This is a genomic window from Mycoplasmopsis mustelae, assembly GCF_004365095.1.
Taxonomy (GTDB): Bacteria; Bacillota_I; Bacilli_A; order Mycoplasmatales; family Metamycoplasmataceae; genus Mycoplasmopsis; species Mycoplasmopsis mustelae.
The window spans coordinates 416,992-435,649 of sequence record NZ_SOCN01000001.1 but is presented as its reverse complement, the minus strand read 5'-3'; the positions used below and the strand labels follow the sequence as shown (position 1 = coordinate 435,649).

Below are 18,658 nucleotides of genomic sequence, written 5' to 3'. Positions count from 1 at the left end.
TACTTTTTTATAAAAAAGTAAAGAAAAAGACGCTTTTATGATATTATTAATTTTAATATTTACTTAATTTTAAAATTTAAGTATAGATTTATATTAAGTAAAAATTCATTTATAACAAGGAGTTTTATATATGAAATTTAAAAAATTAACATTAGTTTTGTTAGGGATTTCTTCCATCAGTGTTTCTGCCATTTCCTGTTCAACCAATTCACAAAAAAATCTAAAAGATAAAAACAATACTTCAGGCGAAATCCAACAAGTGCCACCACAGAAAATGGAGGAAATGAACCTAGAAAATAAAAATAATCCGTCTGATAAAACTCAACAAATACCTCCACAAAAGATGAAAGAAATAAATTCTGAAGAGAAAAACAATAATATGTCAGGTAAAATTCAACAAATACCTCCACAACAAAAAATGGAAGAGATAAGCCCTGAAAAACAAACCCTTTTAGAATCTATAAATAAAAACAAATATTGATTGGCTTTAGAAAATGCCAGTGAAAAATTGAAAAATGATAAAGAAGTAGTTTTAGATGCAATAAATCAAAATGGAAAAGCTATTAAATATGCATCTGACAATTTAAAAAACGATAAAGACCTCGCCTTAGCTGCTATCAAACAAAACTTGAAGTCGTTTGTTTATTTATCAAACAAACTTAAAAAAGACAAAGATATTATTAATGAAGCTATAAAACAAGTTTCCTCTACTTATCAAGGTTTACAGGAAAAGGGACTAGAAAAATTCTTAATTTGATCAAACACTGAAGATTTAATAATGAATGAAAATTTTGCTAAACATCTTTTATTAAATAGTGAAATAGATAAAGCCACTCGCGGTGAAATTTTTAAGTCTCAAGATATTAAAAAATTATTAGAAAATAAGGATTTTTTATTAAATTTGATTGAATCCAATAATATAAACATCACACTTTATGGTAAATTGTTACCAGAAGCAATACGAAATGATAAAGATTTTATATTAAATGCAATTAAACAAAATGTATTAATTATTGATTATATAAATTCTTCGCTTAAAGAAGATAGCGATATAGTTAATATTTTAAATGATAAAAACTTTTGATTAGAACAAATTAAAAAAAATATAGATATTTCAAATTTATATAAATTTATACCTAAAAAATTACTTGAGGAAAAAGATTTTGTTTTATCTCTCTTAAAGGAAAATATATCAATTTATGAATGATTAAATGAGAATCAATTGTATAATGATTCAAATGTAAAAGAAACAATAAACAACAAAATAAATGTAATAAATTCAATAAAAAAACACCCTAGCGATACTATTAACTTTCTTTTTAAATCAGGAAGTCAACTACTTAGCGATAATGATATTATTTCAACGATCCTTAGTGTTCCATATTTTAGACTTAGTAAGGAAGCTGTCAACAAAAAAGAAACTCAAGCATCTAGATCCTTACTTAATAATTTCGATTTTGCATTATCAGTTGTTAAAAAAGAACCAAAAAACTTAGATAGTTTTTCTAATGACATAAAAAATAACAAAAACATTGCCTTAGAGGCAATAAAAAGAAACCCAAATTCATTACATGATATTTCTGATTCTTTAAAAAATGATAAAGATATAATTTTAGAGGCCGTGAAGAAAGATATTGATTATTTAAAAATTATTACTGATGATCAATTTAGTGAAACTTTCAAACCTTTAAATGATTATAATTTAGTATTTGATTTAGTTAACAGATATGATGGAGAGGCTTTAAAATATGCTTCTGACAAGCTTAAAGATGAAAAAAAGATTGTTTTAGCGGCAATTCGCAATAATCCTGAAGCAATCATTTATGCCTCAGAAAGATTAAGAAATGATAAAGAGCTAGTTTTAGAAGCATTAAAACAAAATATCTTATCTGTTGCTTTTGATTTACAAGATAGTCCTTTTGCAAAAGATAAAGAAATATTAGATATCTTAAATAATAAAGAAATTATATTAAAACAAGTAAAATTATACTTTCCAGTCTTGAATTACGCTTCCGATACTTTAAAAGATGATAAAGAAATTGTTATGGAAGCAGTTAAACAAAATTGAAGAGCTCTACAATTCGCTTCAAGTAGACTTAAAAAAGACAAAGATATATTAGAAGAAGCAATAAGTCAAAATCCACAAGCAGTAAAACTAACTATAAAAGAGTAACCATATATGCTTAGTAACTAGAATGTTATTTTCCCCCTCTCTATTAAAATTGAATTAAAAAATCCATCATTTTAGATGGATTTTTTAATAAATATTATAAATTAGCAAAGAAAACAGCTGTTCTCACTAATTGTGAAACATATGACATTTCGTTGTCGTATCATGCAAATAGCTTATATAAGTTTCCTTCAGGTGTTTCTTTAACTGATGTTAATAAGGAGTCAAATACTGAACCGTGTGATTCTTTAATAATATCTGATGAAACAATTTCTTCTGTTTCATATTTCATTGTTTCGCTTTCAGCGGCTTTCATTGCGGCATTAAGTTCTTCAACTGTTGGTTGTTTTTCTAATAAAACAGTTAAATCAACTAATGAACCAGTAATTAATGGAACACGAATTGCTGAACCATCTAGTTTACCTAAAGCTTCTTTAACAACTAAACCAATAGCTTTTGCTGCTCCTGTCGAAGTAGGAACCATATTTGAACCTGCTGCACGTGCTCTACGCAAATCTCTATGTGGAGCATCTTGTAATCTTTGATCTCCAGTATATGCATGCACTGTAGTCATAAATCCAGATTTAATTCCAAAGCTATCTGATAATACTTTTACCATAGGTGCTAGTGCGTTAGTTGTACATGAAGCAGCTGAAATTAGTTTATCTTCTTTTGTTAAAGTGTCATGATTTACATTAAATACAACTGTTTTAACATCTTTGTCAGATGGCGCAGAAACTACAACTTTTTTAGCACCTGCTTTTAAGTGTTTTTCTGCACCTTCACGCTTTGTAAAAAATCCTGTTGATTCAACAACTAAGTCAATCCCTAATTTACCTCATGGTAACATTTCAGGGTCTTTTTCTGCGAAAACTTTAATTTCTTTTCCATTAACTACAATTGCACCGTCTTTTGCTGATACCTCGCAAGGTAATTTACCAAATGCAGTATCAAATTTTAATAAGTGTGCCAAGGTCTTAGCATCAGTTAAATCATTAACTGCTACAACTTCTAAATTTGAATTTGTTTCCAATAATCTACGGAAAAATAGTCTACCAATTCTTCCAAAACCGTTTATTGCTACTTTTTTCATATTAACCTTTCTAGTTTTAATAATATGTACTTAAGCATTTTATTATTAATTTATTATAAAATGTAACTATATTATAAACTTTTTAAATAAATTAATAATAAAATTAAATAAAACTAATTTGTAATATATTATGTATAACGTATAAATTTCATTAGTTTTCTAGATTTTTTGGTAAAATTACAATTATGAAAAAAGTAAAACAACAAATTTCAATGACTTATGCCGATAGACGTAGAAATTTTAATACCTACCGTCTCTTTTAAGTCAAAATCTGTTGATAAAATAACAGATAAGACTTCCAAAGTTGAAATCTGTTATTAATAACTATAGAGGAGCTTTTAGCAATAGTAATGAACCTAGCAGGCATGCAAAAGTTGATGAAAGGGCATAAAAGCCGAAACTGAAATAATGGCAATTATTTTGGTTGGTAGAAAAACATAAAAGATTTCTACTCTTTGGATTTTCCATTGGTGCTATAGATTTGCATTTCTTATATTAATTTCGTAAACTGATTTTTACATTTTAATCAAAAGTCTTGTAAATTTATAGATTACAAGACTTTTTTCATATCTTTAAATTATATTCAATAAATAAAGGAAAATATGAATAAAAAATATCGTAAATTTAAATTAATGTTATTACCTGCTACAGCAACCATTGCTACTGTTGCTGTTGCGTGCGGAAATAATCAAATAAAAAATTATCAAAATAATCCGAAAAAATCAGGTTCATCAAATACTAATCCAAATGTTCAATATCGCTCCGAAAGTGATTTACAACAAATTATTAATCCTGTAGGAAAATATCAAGAAACACTAGGTAATCAGTTTTCAACACAAGCAAAACAAGGTTTTTACACAAGATTTGTAAATAGTCCTTATAAAGAAAATACTTTTGATTGAGATAAAAGTTCTACATACGGTAGTATACAATCATTTTTTAGTGATGCAATAGTTGCAAAACTTGTTGAAAGAGTTTATTTTGGAAATTCAAAGATCGAAGAAAAGAAAATTATTGATAGTCAACTTAACGAAGTTATAACTAGAAAAATCATACAACCAACTGTTTCAAAATTTTCATTACAACTTGCTGACGCAATTATTTTAACAGTCAATGGGGTTGATAAAGTTTACGACAGTGATGATGCACCTTTAATGAAAGGACCAGATTTACCTGATGGGAGTTATTCAAGTAATTTGATAAATCTTCAAAGTGATAATTCTAAATCTATTAATTCTACACAATTTTTAAAAGACCTAAAAAACACAAATAAAATTAAATTTAGAATTAGAAAAAATACTAAATATATTAATAACAAAGGTGAACTCACTAAATATAATGTGAGGGCTAACGATTTTCGCTTAGGTTTATTAAGAACTTTAACAAACACTGATACAAATTATCGTTTAGCTCATGGTGGATCTAATACATTAGATGAATTGGCTAGACAAGGATACATTGTAAACGGTTCTACAAAATTTAAGCAAGATGCATCTTATGTAAATACTTATTTATTTGATTTATATAACGTAGATTTTAATAAAATTTTAGATAGTAACGAATCGGTTGAAACTAACGGAAATGATGAATTTTTTGTAATTAAACAAAAATCTCCAAATACGCCTGCTAATTTTGATCTATTTTTCAATAGTACACTTTTATATAGTTATGAAATGCAACCTATTTCAACTGAATATATCACCGAAAAAAGTCAAAATCTTTCTAAATTACCTTATTTTTTTGCTCACGAATCTAATTTAACAAATGAACAAAAAACTAAAATTCGCGAGGAACTACTTAACGTGAGTGGTATTGCAAAAGAAACTGGTGCATATTGATATGCAAATACACCTGAACTAACTTTATATGCAGGAAAATATTATTTTGCAGGTTATAATAACAACTCATTCCAAGCTTCATGGAAACTTAATACTAATTACTGAGATAAAAATTATTTAAATAATCCAAGAAGAATTAAAACATTCATCGAACAACACACAAATAACCCTGTATCTAAAGATGCATTACCTAAGTATTATTTTAATAATTATAAAGCAGGCTTATATTCCACAGTATCTTTTTCAGAATTAGAACAAAGTGATAAAGATATAATTGAAAAAGATGCAACAACATATGGTTTAAGAACCACACAAAGTAAAAATGTTAAAAACCAAACAGGATTTATATATCCTACACTTATACCACAAACACAAGATGTTTCAGGATCTTCAAATACAATTAATGATGCTTTCGCAAAACTTGTTTATGGTAATTCATTAGAAAACATTAAAGCAGGTAAGGCCACAAATGTTGTAAAAGCATACACAACCGGGCTTGGTGCTGAATTTATGAATATTCTTTCGGCTGTTATTAATTGAAACGAAGTTTCCAGAGAAAATTTAAAACCTAATCCTTCTATTCCTTGAATTTCTGGTTTTGCAGAAGATATCAAAATTAGAAATAATGACAATGATAAATCTTTAGAATTTAACACTTTAAGACCTTATTATGATAAATTAAGTACATTATTTGTTGTTGATTCTGACACCGGTGAAAAAGTGGATTTGGGAGGAAATTTAGGAAACGAACTTCAACCTTCTGAAAATTCTTCAACAAACAAAACTGCAAAAGAAGTTTATCAGTCTGCCGCATTTCCTGCACTAAAAGAAAGATTTAAAAAATTACTTGATAAGTTTTTTGCTGCACATACTGAATTTGATACAACAGAAAAACAAGTAGTAAATCTTCACTTTTTATCACCTTACACTAATGAATCAGCACAAAATCTAGGAATTTATGCAGGAATAACAGAAGTTTATAATTCGCTGGACCCTAGATTTAAAGTAACTACAAGTAATACTTCAGTTAGAAAAGAAATAATAAATTATTATAGCCATAGTTCAATTCCATGAACAAGAACAGGTTGAGGGTATGATTATAATTTAGTTGGATCAGGTTTTGACGGATTTACAACTTATAATGGTCAATTATTTAACGTATTCGCATTAATTTTATCTGACACAGAATATAAAACAAAATTATCAAAAAGTTATCCACTTATAGTTAAAGCGGCCGAAAGATTTAAAGAATTTATTGATAACAATAATTATAAATTTTCTATTCCATTTAATAAGCTTTCAAACTTAGGAAATAAATATACAAGTAATATTTCTGTGTATATGAATTCATACAAGTTAAATGATCAAAATAATTTAGTTAAATTATCAGAACAAGAAAAAAATAATTATACAAATTTAGGTGAAATTACTTCTAAATTCTGATTATGATTAAATACAAGTGAATCAACTGAAAACGACTTTAACAAAGCAAATTTACTTGAATTAATTAAAGAATACAGAAATTTAACAGGAGTTAATTTTACCATCAATGGAGCTTTAAAAGACTCCTTTGCTAAAATTTTAAGAAACCCAAACTATGTTATCCCATCTACACAAGACAACCCAACTAATTGAACTTCTGTTCAAGTTGTCGTAGAAAAATAATATATAAATGTAATAAGACAAGATTTTTCTTGTCTTATTATTAGTAAGGAAATATATGTGAAAATATATTCTTCAACGGATTGGTTTTGCAATAATTACACTTTTTATCATTGTTTTTATTGTATATTTACTAACAGCACAATATTCAGAAAACCCTTTTGTTAATGAATTAAATACGCAAAAAGGAGACAGTGGAATAAATCCCACTACATTAGAATCAAAAAAAATAGAATTATTCAATAAATCTGTTCAATACCATTTTTTACCTGCTTCATGAGAAGGAAAATATAATCAATACAGAGATATTTGAACAACTTATAAATTAAATTCTTTTATTCGATTTAGTTATTGAATAAGTGATTTATTTACCAATAAAGAACATCCTTTTGGATTACCTTTTGCAGAAGGTTTATTTAGTTCTACAGGTGCTAAAAGTATCCCAAATTTATTTTTTAGAAACTTAAAATATTCTGTAATTGTAACAATTCCTGCTTTTATAATTAGTGCAATTTTAGGTATCTTATTTGGTATTTTTGCAGGTTATAAACGTGGCACTTGAGTTGATACTGTAGTTAATATTTTTGCTTTAATTTTTATTGCTCTCCCTTCATTTATTATTGCCCCAATTTTAATTTCCATTTTAACAAGCGCAGGAGTCGCACCAGTTGTTTTAAAAAACACCACAGGTGGTGTTCAATATTCCACAACCAAGATTATTGTTTCTTGACTTCCACCAATAGCTATTGTTACTTTAGGATCACTTTCCGTTTATATTAACTACACTAGAAACCAAGTAATTACTGTCCTTACTTCAAATTATGTTTTAATTGCGAAATCAAAAGGTTTATCAAGAACTGAAATATTCTTTAAATACGTTTTAAGAAACATTTCTATACCATTAGCAGCCATTATTATTCCGTCATACATTGGTTTATTAACAGGTGGAATCGTTATAGAAACATACTGACAAGTCCCTGGAACATCATTTATCATTACCCAATCATTTCCTAATGGTGAAATTAATATAATTATGTTTAATACTTTCTTCTTTACATTATTAGGGGTATTTACTACTATTTTAGTTGATATTTCATATACATTCTTAGATCCAAGAATTAAATATTCTACCAAGGCATCTACATGAATGATTTTATTAAAAGCAACACTACGTAGAAATGCTGAATTTAAAAAACTTCAATCACAGAAAGGAGTATAGATGACTTCAAAAGATTTTAATAAAAAATATAATCTATCTTTTAATGGAATAGATACTCCTTTTGCTAAGGTTTCTAATCAAAAAAACTTTGTTAATGTTGCTGGAAAACCTAAAAAATTAGTTTTAGAAATTTTAAAAAGATATTTTAAAAGTTGACCTTCAGTATTATTCTTAATAATCTTTTTAATTCTACTTATTTTATCAATTGTAGTAACATTAACTTCTTCATATAGTGCAACTCAAAGTGTTTCAAAAGTCGTACATTTAAATTTAATTGGTGATAAAATCGGCCAACAAACCGATTCATCCTCTATTTGATCTCAAAAACTCCCTAACCAATGAGCGGATTTACAAACCTTAAACAAATATATGGACAACTCTACTTTCCAAAATTATAATAATGATTTTATAAAAAATTATGGTGGTTTTTTTAACAAAATCATTACTCAAAAAGGAAATGAAACAATTTTAAATAGAAATAATCAATTATTTATTGACCCTTACAAATGATATTTAAATCATAGTATATACTTAGTTTTTCAATATTCTGATATACCCAACAATCTTTCACAAACACAATACCAACAACTCTATCAAGAAGCTTTAAATGCAAACCCACAACTTCATTTAGGTACTTTTTTAGGAACTACTAATACTGGAGTCGATGTATGAACTCGTTCATGAATCGGTACATGAAAAGCTATTCGTTTAGCAATCATTGTTGCATTACTTCAAACATTAATTGGAGTAATTATTGGTGCATATTTAGGTTTTCACATCGGAACCTGAATCGATACTGTTATAATGCGTTTAATAGACATCTTTTCGGCTCCACCTACATTGATTTGATTATTAATTTTTGTTTCTTTATTTGGCACAACAGACCTTACTTTAGGAATTGCTTTAGTGTTCATAGGCTGGGTTGGTGCAGTGAACGGAACTAGATTATTTATTATTACTATTAAAGATTCTGAATTCATAACTGTTTCTAAATCAGTAGGAGCTTCTAAATTAAGACTTATTTATAAACATGCTTTACCAATGATTTTAGGTAAAATTGCAACTAGATTTGTTGCAAGTATTCCCGGAATTATTCTTGCAGTTTCTTCATTAGCGTTCTTAGGTTTCTTTAAAAACGATAACGATGTAAACTTAGGAGAAATTATCAACTCTGCCGTCGGTGAAGCTGGAAATAACTTCTGAACTTTACTTTTACCTTCTTTAATCTTACTTTCACTTTCAGTATCATTGCATTTTATCGCATTAGGTGTGCACGATGCTTTAGATCCAAAGGTAATTAAAACTAAATAGGAGTTTTATGGAAAAATTACTAGAAGTCAAAGACTTAAAAGTAAGTTTTAAATTAGGTCATAATAAATTTATTAGTATTGTGCGCGGGGTGGATATAACCATCACTAAAGGTCAAATCGTAGGTATTGTTGGTGAATCAGGATCAGGAAAATCAGTAACTTCAAAATCATTTTTAAATATTAATGATAACTCCGTAGTTTCTGCTGAGAAAATGGAAATCTCAGGGATTGATTTAACCAAATCAAACAAAGAAAGTTTTTGACAAAGTATCCGTGGCCATAAAATTGGATACATCCCCCAAGACCCACTGACATCATTAAACCCCACCCGTAAAGTAGGAAAACAGCTTTTAGATGCATTAAATAAAAATAATGATTGAAAAACAAAACCCTATTCACAAAAGCGTAAATATCTAATAGAACTGCTTGATAAATTTGGTATTAGAAACTCCGAACATGTTTTTGATATGTATCCACATACTTTATCGGGCGGAATGAAACAACGGGTTGTAATTACAATGGTGGTTGCTTTAAAACCTAGTTTAATTATCGCAGATGAGCCAACAACCGCTTTAGATCCTACTGTACAAGCTTCGGTATTAGCGCTTTTTGATGAAATTCGTAGTTCAATGAATATTGCTATTATTTTGATTTCACATAACATCTCCGTAGTTGCTAAGTTCTGTGATTATATTTATGTAATGTACGCAGGTAAAATAGTAGAAAAAGGAACTAAAAAAGATATTTTTACCAATCCTAAACACCCTTACACTTGAGCATTAATTTCCGCTATCCCTGAAAATAAAGAAGATCGTCTTTATTCCATCAAAGGAACACCGCCAGACATGAATAACCTGCCTTTAGGTGATGCCTTTGCTCCTAGAAATGATTATGCATTAGAAATTGATTTTATTAAAGAACCTCCACTATTTGAAATCTCTCCTACACATTCTGCTGCAACCTGATTATTACATCCAGATGCACCAAAAATTGAATTAACACCCGAACTAACATCTCGCTTAGAAAACTTTAGAAAGGCATTTAAAGATGAGTAAAAATATTTTGGAAATCAAAAACTTAAAGAAGTTTTTTATTAATAAAAATATTATTAATAAAGCAGTAGATGATATTAGTTTTGATTTAAAAGAGGGTGAGATAATTGGTTTAATTGGTGAATCAGGATCAGGTAAAACAACCGTTGGTAGGTCACTTTTACGTTTATATGACGATTATAATGGATTTGTAAGATTAGATGGAAAATTAATTTCTGGTAAACATATTTCTAGAAAAACTAATCGTTTTATGCATAAAAATATCCAAATGATTTTTCAAGATCCAATGGCCTCATTAAACGGACAAAACAATATTTTTAACATTCTTAAAGAACCATTAGTAGTAAACAAAATTATCAAATCACGTATTAAGGATATTAAAACAGATTGGAGTGCAGTACAAAATAATTTCCATTATTCGTTTATGGAATCAGTTTTAATTTTTAAATTAGAAAATTTAAAAATAGACAACTCTTTAAATGAACAATTTCTAAAAAAATGAGAAAATCATTTTTCAAAAGTTCAACTAGAAAACATCAACGGAAGTCTTGAGGATAAATTTAATTCATATTTTGGTTTTTTAGAAGAATTAAGCAAAAACAACTCTTTAATTATTAATGATTTATACAAAAACACTGAAAAACTAATTGCTTTATATGAAGAAAAACAACAACAATTTCGTAATGAATCTATGGACTTAGATGAAGTTGAACTAAAGCGCGCAAAAATTGAATATAAACATCAATTTAAATTAAATAAACATACTTCACAATACTATAAAAATAAACAAAAAGCAAAAAGTAGCGGCCAAGATCTAAAAAATGCTACATTAACTTGAAGAGAAGAATTTTTAGATTCAAATAATTCTCTAAATAACTTCATTTCAGAATGAAAAAATGAAGCAAGATTATCACGAAACGAATCTTTCGGTTCTCCTTATATTGATTTTTTTGTTTATAAAGTTAAAATATATTATTTAAACAAAAAAATAAAAAAACTTATCCAAAAAAACAAATGAAAACTTTTATATTTAGAATTTAATGATTTACAAAATCTAATTACTTACATACAAAAAAAATCTAAAGAATTTTTTACTTCTAAATTAAATATTGATGTAAAGAACTTTAAAACATTAAATAAATTTACTAATTATATTAAAAATATTATAAATGCAGATTTTGACATTAATTTCAGCGAGTTTAGTAAAAAATCTAAAGAAATCAAAGATAAGCACAAAACTAATATTAAAAATAAATTTAAAGAATACATACAAGCTTTAAACGCTAGTCTCAAAGAATTCTTTAAAAAACCTAAAAAAGATTTAGAAAAATTAAATCATGCAAAATCAAATCTACAAAGAGCGCAATCAGAATTTGATAAAAATTTAGAGACTTATGTCAATGATTTTAAAATTAGAATTAACACTTTAAACCAACAAATACAAACTCAATTAAAACTAAATAAAACTTTTAAAACACAAAAAAATCAATTGATGATTCTATTTAAAAATACTCATAATCAGTTTTTAAAATATTTTAAAAACGAAATTATTAATAAAACAGAACAAAAAATAAAAGAATTAAAAAATCTTAAAGATTCTCGTAAAAACCAAATATCTAAACTAAAAACAAAATTACAGCAATATAAAGTAGATCTAAAAGTTTTTCAAACTAACGTTTCCGACAAACTGAACACCATTAAATCCTTTGATATAGAACTAAAATATCTCAACAAAGATCTATCATCTATTTACATATTTTTAGGTACTTCTAAATATGATATTTTAATCAAAGATCAATGATTTAAAAAACCCCTTAACTTTTTAAGTCAATGATACAGATTACATAAAATTTCTAGTTTATTAACTAAAAATACCATCTACAAAAGTTTAGAAGACGTTGGTTTATTAAAACAATTTGCTTACCGTTATCCACATGAATTTTCAGGTGGACAACGTCAAAGAATCGTTATTGCACGTGCCTTAATCACACAACCAAAGGTTATAGTGGCTGATGAACCAATCGCTTCATTAGACATATCTATCCAAGCACAAATTGTTAATTTATTAAAAGATTTATGTAAACAAAAAAATATTGGAATGATTTTTATCGCACATGATTTATCAATGATTGAATATATTGCAGACCGCGTGCAAATTATGCACTTAGGCAAAATAGTTGAATCCGGCGATACACAAGCAATTTATCAAAAACCAGTCCACCCATACACAATTAATTTATTTAAAGCTATTCCTAAGATTTCTAATGCAAACGAAAAATTTAAAGATGTAAAATTTGAACTTTCGTATATGCAGGAACAAAAATATCCAAATATCCCAGAAATTCAAGTAGTTGAAGAGGATAAGCATTTTATTTATGCAACCAAAGAACAATTGCAAAAATGAACTAAATAATTTATATGAACAAATTCAATAAATCTATTTTTATCCAATTTAAAAACAAACGTTTTTATTTAATAACATTAAGTTATTTATTGATTTTTTTGCTTATTTTATTAATTTCATTCTTTAGTTTAAAAGAAATTAATAAAATAGAAAATTCTTTTTCCGTTGCTGCTTTTGTTACATTAGCAATCATTGTTTTGAGTTTAATCTTTAGATTTGGTTTTATGGAAAAAACTTTTATTCAATTTAAAAACACAAAAGAGATTTCGAACGAATATAATAAACAAAAAAAGATGATTAAAATGACTTATGAAGAAAAAAAGGTATATTTGGAAAGATTAAAACAAAAGAAAAAACCTAAAACTAAAAAACCTCATTTTCCTTTTTTCTTTAATTTATTCTTATATTTGATAATTAGTATCATTATATTAATTTTAATTTTAGTATAAAAAAACAGACCTAATTATTGGCCATGTTTTTTTATACTAAAATTAGTCAATTATTTTCACAAAAATACTTAATTTATCTGTAAAAATTTATGAAAAAAATCATTAATAGATCAATAATTCAATAAATTTTGAGACATATATAAGGATGTGGTGGTAGAAAAAACGTATTAAATAAGTTTGCGATTAATAAATTTTTTGCCGAATACCATAAGATTAATGTTGAAGTTGGTAAAAAAATTGAAAATATAATAAAGTTTGACTTTAATTTTTCTTATAATGATTAGATTACCTCTGATGAATTTTTAAAAAAACTACAAAAATAATAAAAAATTCTAATAATAGAATATATACAAAAGATTACTAGTTTCCTGTTCGTCTTAACAACTATATAGATGCAGTTAGTGGTTTTATAGATTTAAAATATTGATTTTTTAAACACTGAGCAATACACACATTTAGAAGATGAAAAACTTACATTACTACAATTAATTCAATCAATAGATGATAAAGAGATGAATATTTTACATAAACCTAATTGAAATGCTACCGGATATATGGTTATGAAAATATATATGGTAATAAATCGTTAGCACAATTTACCAAATTCAAAGAATACCCTGATTTATATACAGCGAGAATTTGAAGTGATATAAATGAAATGTATGATTTTGAACAAGCATTGTATATGTTAAGGCCAATCATTTGCGGTTATTTAACAAAAAAATAAAACAAGATTTCCATATAAATATAATTGAGTATCGAATCAAAAGAATATATATAAAGACGGAGAACTTGTTTTTACCACTTCAAAAGGGTTTAAATTTAATATTTACAACGATGACATCCCTACACTTAAAAGAAAAACATACGATTATGTTTTAAAATATCTTTTAACAACTATTGTTTATAAACCAATAACAGGTGCAAAAGAAATTCTAGAAAAGAAATGATTAGACTTAAATTAAAAGAAAAAATATTAGGAAATGATTGTTTTAGTTTAGAGTCATATAGTTCATTTGATAAAGATAAAAATTATAATCTGAACTTTATTATCGAAAGAGACTGTAAGTTACACTATTAATTCCTTGGTTTAGTATTAATATTTGTTATATATCACAACTAATTAGTTAGTAGCAGTTAAGTCTGCGGAATACTTAGGAAAGTTGTTCATAATGAACTAACCATAGTATAAATACGAAACCCCTAATTGTCTCTATATTTTATATATAGAGATTTTTTATTAAAAGACTTAATTAGTTTTATAATATATTATAACATGAAAACTTATACATTTTATAGCGATGAATCAGGTGTTTTAGATACAAAAAATACTTTTTTTATTTTTTCTATACTAGTTATTAAGTCAAAAAATCAGTCAAAAATAATTAAAAGTAAATTTAAAAAACTTGAAAAACAATTAAAAAAAGAACTTAATATTAACGATAAAGATGAGTTAAAAGGTTATCGTATATTAAACGATAAAAAAAAGCAAATTATTAATTTATTAGATGATATTGATAAAATATGTATTCTAATATCGATAGATAAGATAAGTGAAAAAATTAAAAATGATAAAAAATCAAGAAGGAGATATTTAGATTTTATATATAAATTTGCATGCAAAAAATATTTAGAAAGAGAAATTTCAAGTGGTCGTTTATCTAAGAATGATACGGTTAATTTACATTTTTTTATAGATAATCAAAATAAATCAACAAATGGAATTTATGATTTAAAGGAAAGTATTTCAAACGAGTTATTTTACGGAACTTTTAAATTAGAATATGATTGATACATTCAACCTTTGTTTACAAAAAAAGGAAATGTAAATATAATATATTGCGATTCGAAACAATATGAATTTATAAGATTAGCAGATATATTAGCAAATTATTATTTTAGATATTTTAAAAGTAAAAATATTAATAATATACCTAAAATAAAAAATTTATTTTTCTTTTCTCATCCTTAATCTATGATACAATATTTATGTAGCAGATTTCATTATCTGCTCTAAATCACTGGTGCGAACTCATCTTTACTTGATTAAGCGATTTTCTGAATTCGCGAGGCACTGTGGATGCTTTCTTTTATAGAGAGCATTTTTTTATATAATTATGTTATGCTAAACTCGTACATTAATAATGCTATTAAAGAACAAAATAATTCAATTTATAGCAATGAAGAATGTTAGAATTTCTTAGACAAAAAAATAGAAAATAAAGACTTAAAATACAAAAATTCATTAGAAAAAAACAAATGTATTATGTACACTCCAAAATTCGTAAAAAGATAAATACGAAATATGTTTATTAATTTACATAAATGAAAAAGACAAAGATATTTTGTATATTGATTTAGATGATACATACCATTTTTCTAAAAATAAAATAGTAAAAAAAACCAGATTTAGAATAATTACCACTAATTTAGAAATTGAAAATGGTAAAATAATTGGAAAAGTTATTTTTTCAGAATATTCATTATTTTGATTCATAAATCTCCTATCATTTTCTTAGAAAAGAAAACAAAAAGTTAAGTAAAACATTATAAAAACAATTAATAATATTAAAAAAATAATAAAGATATTTAAATAAAATAACTTTTCTAATAGAATTATTATTATGATAGAAGTAAGAGATATAGTTTTTAGTTATAAACCTGGTATCTTAAAGCCTGCATTAAAGAATGTAAGTTTTAAGATAGAAAAAGGTGAATATATTGCTATTTTAGGTCATAATGGAAGCGGAAAAAGTACACTATCTAAAATTTTAGTAGGTTTACTTAAACCACAAGAAGGTTCGGTTCATATCGATGGAATTGAATATCATCGTACCACTTTATTTCAAGTACGCAAAAAAATTGGAATTATTTTTCAAAATCCAGATAATCAATTTATTGGTTCATCGATCGAGGATGACATTGCTTTTGGTTTAGAAAATCGTAGAGTGAATCCAAAAGAAATGAAAGAAATTATTTTAAGATGCGCTACCAAGGTCGGTATGCAAAACTATCTTGAAAGAGAACCTGAAAGTTTATCGGGTGGTCAAAAACAGCGAGTTGCAATCGCTTCCGTATTAGCTTTAAATCCAGATGTAATGATTTTTGACGAGGTAACATCGATGTTAGATCCTAAAGGACGTTATGATGTTTTAAATCTTATCAAAGAAATCCGTGATCAACGTAATAAAACTCTCATTTCTATAACACATAATATGGATGAAGCAATTTTAGCTGATAAATGCTTAGTATTTGCTGATGGTGAATTAATTGCTTTTGATTCACCAAATAAAATTTTAAGAAATAAAGAAATACTTGAATTAGCAAAAATAGATTCACCTTTCATATATAAATTAAGTTCAATGATCAATGGTATTAATCCAACCTATAACGAAGAGGAATTAATAAATCAAATATGCAAATAAAAACAAATCATATTTCACATACTTTTAGTAAAAAAACTCCTTGAGAATTTACTGCATTAACTAATATAAATTTAGAAATAAAACAAGGTGAATATTTAGGTATTATTGGTTCTACAGGTTCTGGTAAAACAACTCTAATTGAACATTTAAATGGATTATTAAAACCAACCACAGGTAGCATTGAATGACATTTTTCAGCAGATATATATAATAAAAAAACTAAACAAAATATTTCTACTCAATTTGATCTAATTAATAATGCAGAAAAAAGACGGAAATTAAAAAATACAAAAGAAATTCGTAAAAAAATAGGAATAGTTTTTCAGTTCGCTGAATATCAATTATTTAAAAACACCATTAAAGACGATATTGCATTTGGTCCAATCGCTTATGACGTTCCAAAACAAGAAGCATATCAACGAGCAAAAGAATGTTTAAAAATGGTAGGTTTAAGCGAAGAATATTTAGAACGAAGTCCATTTGAACTTTCGGGTGGTCAAAAACGACGCGTTGCTGTCGCAGGTATTTTAGCAATGCAACCAGATTTTATGGTTTTTGATGAACCTACTGCTGGTCTAGATCCTGTTGGTGTGGTAGAAATTTTAGATATTCTTTCAAACTTAAACAAAGCAGGAAAAACTATTATAAATGTTACACACGATTTAGATCACGTTTTGGAGCATGCCTCTAGAGTAATTATATTAAAAGACGGAAAGTTAGTACAATCTGGAAAACCCTATGATGTTTTAAATAACATTGAGCTTTTATGAGAAAATAATCTACAACCACCAAAATTATTAGAATTTGTTTATAAATTGCGTCAAAAAGGTTTAAATGTTCCTGAAGTAAGATCACTACAAGAATTATCCGATTATATAAATAATTTGCAGAAAGGAAAATAATGAAAAGTATTTTTGGCCGTTATATTCCTGGAAAAGGATTTTTATATAATTTTGATGCTAGAATTAAGGTATTTTTAACTATTTTAAATATTGTTTTAGTTTTTATTGCTAGTTCTTTTATTGACTTATTTATTATTTTGATTCCCTTGATTATTATTTATTTAATTTCAACAAAAAAAATTAGACCAATATTTAAACTAATTAAATTACCTATTTTTATTTCTTTTGTAATTTTATTAGTTAATTTATATATCATTAATTCAGATGTAGTATATAAAGACCACTATCACAATGATTTATTTTGAAGTTTTTATTACACAAAAAAACCATTAGTCGATGTTCATAATATCCCAATTAAATGGGAACAATTTTATGATGGTACAAACTTTGATTGAAAACATTTAAAAAAATTATATGGAGAAAACGCGGTTTTAAGCTACGGAATTTCATTAAATTCAATCACTCGTACATTAGCTTTATTTTTAAGAATTTACATAATGGTATTAACAACTTCATTATTAACCAATACTACGCGTCCTATATTATTAAATAAAGCATTTGAAGATTTAATGTGACCACTTAAACTACTATTTATTCCCACACATATTATTGCAACAATTATTTCTATTGCGTTGCGTTTTATTCCAACTTTAGTTGATGAATCACAAAGAATTATAAAATCACAATCCTCACGTGGTGTTGATTTTAAAAACGGCAATTTAAAAGAAAAAATAGTTGCTTTTACTACTTTAATTATTCCTTTATTTGTATCATCATTTCAAAAAGCAGAGGATTTAGCTAACTCAATGGAAACTCGTGGTTATGATCCTTATGAAAAACGAACTAAATATAGACAAATTAAACCAACCTGGAAAGATATTATAGTTTTATTAATTTATATTGTTATTGCAATTTTATTAATTTTCAATTATATTATCTTAAAAAATACGGATTTTTCTTCATCAAATCCTATTATTAACAATATTGGTTTATATAAATTACCAATCTCTTTTGTTAAATTGCGAGTTGTTGGATAAAAAAAGAATCAGATTAATGATTCATTTTTTTTATTAATTTATTGATATTTATATTTCATCTTTACTCAATTAAAATTCTTGCATAACTCAAGCCACT

General features: G+C 26.1%; 13 protein-coding genes and 1 riboswitch. Of the genes, 11 read left to right on the top strand and 2 right to left on the bottom strand.

What is annotated here, in order from left to right:
- Positions 1 to 130: 130 nt before the first annotated feature.
- Complete coding sequence (locus BCF59_RS01865; RefSeq protein WP_134110683.1) at positions 131 to 2,173, top strand: DUF4116 domain-containing protein; 2,043 nt, start codon at positions 131 to 133, stop codon at positions 2,171 to 2,173.
- Between the two features lie 94 nt (positions 2,174 to 2,267).
- Here BCF59_RS01865 and gap read toward each other — a convergent pair whose 3' ends face one another.
- Positions 2,268 to 3,263, bottom strand: a complete 996-nt coding sequence (gap, locus tag BCF59_RS01860) for a type I glyceraldehyde-3-phosphate dehydrogenase (protein WP_134110681.1) — start codon at positions 3,261 to 3,263, stop codon at positions 2,268 to 2,270.
- 319 nt (positions 3,264 to 3,582) lie between these two features.
- A riboswitch (Lysine riboswitch) is annotated at positions 3,583 to 3,747 on the top strand.
- A gap of 118 nt (positions 3,748 to 3,865) precedes the next feature.
- Here gap and BCF59_RS01855 point away from each other — a divergent pair.
- The 7 genes from BCF59_RS01855 (at position 3,866) to BCF59_RS01825 (ending at position 15,169) form a co-directional block, all read left to right on the top strand.
- Entirely contained in the window at positions 3,866 to 6,766 is a 2,901-nt protein-coding gene (locus tag BCF59_RS01855) for an OppA family ABC transporter substrate-binding lipoprotein (protein ID WP_134110679.1), read from the top strand.
- Positions 6,767 to 6,821: 55 nt separating this feature from the next.
- Entirely contained in the window at positions 6,822 to 7,982 is a 1,161-nt protein-coding gene (locus tag BCF59_RS01850) for an ABC transporter permease (protein WP_134110677.1), read from the top strand.
- Positions 7,983 to 9,293 carry an ABC transporter permease gene (locus tag BCF59_RS01845; RefSeq protein ID WP_134110675.1) on the top strand — a complete coding sequence of 437 codons (1,311 nt, stop codon included), beginning with the start codon at positions 7,983 to 7,985 and terminating at the stop codon, positions 9,291 to 9,293. It abuts the gene before it with no gap.
- Positions 9,294 to 9,300: 7 nt separating this feature from the next.
- Entirely contained in the window at positions 9,301 to 10,347 is a 1,047-nt protein-coding gene (locus tag BCF59_RS01840) for an ABC transporter ATP-binding protein (protein WP_134110673.1), read from the top strand.
- Positions 10,340 to 12,757, top strand: a complete 2,418-nt coding sequence (locus BCF59_RS01835) for an ATP-binding cassette domain-containing protein (RefSeq protein ID WP_134110671.1) — start codon at positions 10,340 to 10,342, stop codon at positions 12,755 to 12,757. The genes BCF59_RS01840 and BCF59_RS01835 overlap by 8 nt, the downstream gene beginning before the upstream one ends.
- Positions 12,758 to 12,762: 5 nt before the next feature.
- Complete coding sequence (locus tag BCF59_RS01830; RefSeq protein WP_134110669.1) at positions 12,763 to 13,197, top strand: DUF3899 domain-containing protein; 435 nt, start codon at positions 12,763 to 12,765, stop codon at positions 13,195 to 13,197.
- Between the two features lie 1,276 nt (positions 13,198 to 14,473).
- Positions 14,474 to 15,169 (top strand): DUF3800 domain-containing protein, encoded by a 696-nt coding sequence (locus BCF59_RS01825; RefSeq protein ID WP_134110667.1) that lies wholly within the window; start codon positions 14,474 to 14,476, stop codon positions 15,167 to 15,169.
- Positions 15,170 to 15,514: 345 nt separating this feature from the next.
- On the opposite strand, the gene BCF59_RS01820 is transcribed toward BCF59_RS01825, so the two are convergent.
- Positions 15,515 to 15,694 carry a hypothetical protein gene (locus BCF59_RS01820; protein WP_134110665.1) on the bottom strand — a complete coding sequence of 60 codons (180 nt, stop codon included), beginning with the start codon at positions 15,692 to 15,694 and terminating at the stop codon, positions 15,515 to 15,517.
- 127 nt (positions 15,695 to 15,821) lie between these two features.
- Here BCF59_RS01820 and BCF59_RS01815 point away from each other — a divergent pair, with 127 nt between their 5' ends.
- The 3 genes from BCF59_RS01815 to BCF59_RS01805 are packed head-to-tail and all read left to right on the top strand — an operon-like array spanning position 15,822 to position 18,561.
- On the top strand, positions 15,822 to 16,622 hold the full coding sequence (locus BCF59_RS01815) for an energy-coupling factor transporter ATPase (protein ID WP_134110663.1): 801 nt from the start codon (positions 15,822 to 15,824) through the stop codon (positions 16,620 to 16,622).
- The gene (locus tag BCF59_RS01810) at positions 16,613 to 17,524 is read left to right on the top strand and encodes an energy-coupling factor transporter ATPase (protein WP_134110661.1); all 912 of its coding nucleotides are present in this window, start codon (positions 16,613 to 16,615) and stop codon (positions 17,522 to 17,524) included. Before BCF59_RS01815 ends, BCF59_RS01810 begins: the two co-directional genes overlap by 10 nt.
- Complete coding sequence (locus BCF59_RS01805; RefSeq protein WP_134110659.1) at positions 17,524 to 18,561, top strand: energy-coupling factor transporter transmembrane component T family protein; 1,038 nt, start codon at positions 17,524 to 17,526, stop codon at positions 18,559 to 18,561. The genes BCF59_RS01810 and BCF59_RS01805 overlap by 1 nt, the downstream gene beginning before the upstream one ends.
- Positions 18,562 to 18,658 lie beyond the last annotated feature (97 nt).